Raw genomic sequence first — 3,866 nt, 5'->3', positions numbered from 1 at the left:
CTTGTACATACATACATTTCGATAACCAACATCATGCGTAGACTTTCCCTATTGACCATCTGTACCTTTCTTTCCTTACCCCTTCATTCTTATTGCCAGAAGCCAGTCTATAAAGACGCCAGCCAACCTATAGCCTCGAGGACTCAGGATTTAATCAAAAGAATGACACTCAAAGAGAAGGTGGGCCAGCTTTTATGTCCACTGGGATGGGAAATGTACGAACGACAAGGAAATAAAGTTAAGGTGTCTCAGAAATTCAAGGACATTTTATCCAAAAAACAGATTGGAATGCTATGGGCAACATTCAGAGCCGATCCATGGACACAAAAAACCTTAACCAATGGTCTTAATCCGGAGATGGCAGCAGAAGCTGCAAACGAGTTGCAGCGATATATGCTACAAAACACGCGTTTAGGTATTCCTATATTTTTGGCAGAAGAGGCCCCTCATGGCCATATGGCCATTGGCACCACTGTATTTCCAACAGGAATTGGCCAAGCTTCCACCTGGAACCCGTCGTTATTAGAAAAGATGTCGGCATGCGTATCAAAAGAAGTGCGTTTACAAGGAGGCCATATCAGCTATGGGCCTGTATTGGATTTGTCACGAGATCCCCGCTGGTCACGTGTGGAAGAAAGTTATGGTGAAGATCCGGTATTAACCGGAACGCTTGCGGCTTCCATCATCAAAGGATTAGGTGCAGGGAAGCTGGCTGACCCTTACAGCACAATAGCCACCCTCAAGCATTTTGTGGCTTATGCAATACCCGAAGGAGGGCACAATGGTGCTGCTGCCAGCGTTGGTGAACGGGAACTTAGAGAGTATTACCTCCCTCCTTTTCAGTCGGCTGTAAATGCCGGAGCCAAATCAATCATGGCCGCTTATAATTCCATAGATGGTGTTCCTTGTAGTTCCAACACTTTCTTACTAACGGATATACTAATTAAAGAATGGGGATTTAAAGGTTTTACGGTCTCTGATTTAGGAAGTATAGAGGGCATAAAAGGAAGTCACCGCGTTGCGCGGGACTATACCGAAGCCTCTATCCTGGCACTTAGAGCTGGTTTAAATGCAGATCTGGGAGGAAATGCCTATCCCAATCTGATTGCTGCTGTTGAAAACGGAAGAATTGAAGAACGTTTTATTGATACTGCTGTATGCAGGGTGCTTCGTCTAAAGTTCGAAATGGGTTTATTTGAACATCCCTTTGTCAATCCTCAAAAAGCTAAAATGGAAATTAAAACACCAGAGCAGATCTTACTTTCTCGCCAGGTTGCCAAAGAATCGATCGTCCTATTAGAAAATAAAAACGGCATTCTCCCATTGAAAAAAGGAATTAAACTTGCTGTTGTAGGCCCTAATGCAAACAACGTATATAATATGCTAGGCGATTATACCGCTCCACAACCTGAGGGTAATGTGATTACGGTGTTACAAGGACTTCGATCAAAATTACCAGCTAAGCAGGTAAGCTATGTTAAAGGCTGTGCCATTCGGGATACCACAGAAAATACCATACCTCAGGCCATTGCAGCGGCACAGGAAGCTGATGTTATTATTGCTGTGGTTGGTGGCTCCAGCGCACGTGATTTTAAAACAGAATATGCAACAACAGGAGCTGCAATTGCAACAGATAAGACCATCGGAGATATGGAGAGCGGCGAAGGGTTTGATCGCTCTACGCTTGACCTTCTTGGTAAGCAAATGGATTTATTAAAAGCTTTAAAAAAGACAGGAAAACCTCTTATTGTAGTCTACATACAAGGCCGGCCATTAAATATGAACTGGGCATCAGAAAATGCAGATGCGCTGCTTTGTGCCTGGTACCCCGGTCAAGAGGGCGGTTCAGCTATTGCAGATGTATTATTTGGAGATTATAATCCCGCAGGGAGGCTTCCTATTTCCGTACCCAGAAGTGTTGGACAAATCCCTGTTCATTACAATAGAAAAAGTCCGCTCGACCATCGTTATGTTGAAGAAGAAGCAACCCCACGCTACGCCTTTGGTTATGGCAAGAGTTATACGGCTTTCGCTTATCACAACTTAAACATCAGCAAGGAGGCCACCAAAGGAATTTATCGGGTGTCCTTTACTTTACAGAATACCGGTGCATATGATGGAGAAGAAGTGACCCAGCTTTACTTGAAAAATCAGTTTGCCTCAACATCTCAGCCCGTGAAGCAGTTGAAGCATTTTGAACGTATTAAACTCAAAGCGGGCGCATCAAAACTTGTAGAATTTGAACTGACAATTGATGATCTATCCATCATTGACATGCATATGAAAAAGGTATTTGAATCCACCAGTACATTCACCATTATGATCGGTTCTTCCTCTGATCAAATCCAACTACAAAAACAACTAGAAATTTAATTAAACAAATGAAATCCTATTCAATTTATATCTTAACATGTGCTCTTTTGGTAACCGCCTGCCCCATTAAAGGAAAAGCCCAAAATCAGGAACTGGCCATTCGAATCCTTGCAGACTCATCATTAACAGTTGTAGACAATCTGGCAAAGAGTGTAATTAAAGAAGGCTTCAATGCAGGAAGTGGTTATTCTCAGATCTGGGCACGTGACTTTAATACCTTGATTGAAACTTCTTTAGAGGTACGTTCCAAAGAAGATGTCCGGGGGGCAATCCTTCTCTTCTTTGCACTACAACAAAAAAATGACGAGATGGTAGATGGTTACGTGCTAAAGAAAGACTTTACCTGGAATGACAATACGCCATATTACTCTGATGCAGCTCCGGGCCATGTTGGTTTTAAAAACACGGTTGAAACAGATCAGGAAACCTCACTTATTCAGCTGGTAGGAAAATACATCAAAAAGACTGGAGATGTTGGTTTGCTGGATGAAAAGGTAGCAGGTTTAACCGTACTGAACAGAATAGAGAAAATGATTGATTATCTGTTGCGCGAACGTTACAATAAACAATATGGTTTACTTTGGGGAGCAATGACAGCAGACTGGGGCGATGTTCAACCGCATGACACTTTTGGCTGTGATTGGAATGAGCTATCTAACGAAGCTATCGATGTTTATGATAATGCGATGCTCATTATCGCGCTGCAATATTTAATAGATGTTGTTCCAGACAAACATAAAACAGAACAATGGGCCAAACTAAAAAAGAGCGTCTATCAGAATGTAAGAAAATACCTCTGGGATGCTAAGAACCAGAAGTTCATTCCGCATATCTACCCTGATAAGTCTCCAATCCCTGCTGGCTTTGATGAAAATACGATCTTTTATCACGGCGGAACGGCAGTTGCGATAGAAGCCGGATTGCTTTCTAAAAAAGAAATCGCTGCAGTGAACAAGAAAATGGTAGAAAATGTAAAGCTTTCAGGAATGCCTAGTATTGGGCTAACTTTATATCCTACTTATCCTGAGGGATTTTTTACCGGGGGAATGTCCAAACCATATAACTATCAAAATGGCGGAGACTGGACCTGGTTTGGCGCAAGAATGATCCAGCAACTCATTGCAAATGGCTTTGTAAAAGAAGCCTATGAAGAAGTTCGTCCCATGATCGATCGCGTGGTAAAAAACAAGGGTTTTTATGAATGGTACGGCCAGGGAGATGTGCCTAGCGGATCGGGTAAATTTAAAGGATCTGCTGGTGTACTAAGCAAAGCAATAGTTCAATTCAAAAACTGGGCGGCTGCGAATCAAAAGAAATCACTTTAACATTGAACTGCCTCCTGCATTGCTGAAAAATTAAAGGCTTGAATCATAAGATTCAGGCCTTTTTCTTTCAATTACTAAAATAAAAACTACAAATTCTATAGATTTTATTTTTTTAATGAAAAAGAGTGTTATCTTCGCATAACTAAATAGCTATCTACAACTTAGAAC

General features: G+C 41.8%; 2 protein-coding genes. Both read left to right on the top strand.

From position 1 onward, the window contains the following. Positions 1-2,373, top strand: a 2,373-nt coding sequence (locus tag DBR11_RS18275; RefSeq protein WP_369974439.1) for a glycoside hydrolase family 3 N-terminal domain-containing protein, incomplete at its 5' end; no start/stop codon positions are given. Positions 2,374-2,381: 8 nt separating this feature from the next. Further along, complete coding sequence (locus DBR11_RS18270; protein ID WP_108554078.1) at positions 2,382-3,698, top strand: hypothetical protein; 1,317 nt, start codon at positions 2,382-2,384, stop codon at positions 3,696-3,698. Positions 3,699-3,866: the final 168 nt, after the last annotated feature.

Source organism: Pedobacter sp. HMWF019, from assembly GCF_003061025.1.
Taxonomy (GTDB): domain Bacteria; phylum Bacteroidota; class Bacteroidia; order Sphingobacteriales; family Sphingobacteriaceae; genus Pedobacter.
This window is presented reverse-complemented; position numbering and strand designations above follow the sequence as displayed.

What these genes read in the sequence shown, in the direction of transcription:
- DBR11_RS18270 (WP_108554078.1), top strand. Translation starts at nt 2,382, where the DNA reads ATGAAATCCTATTCAATTTATATCTTAACATGTGCTCTTTTGGTAACC.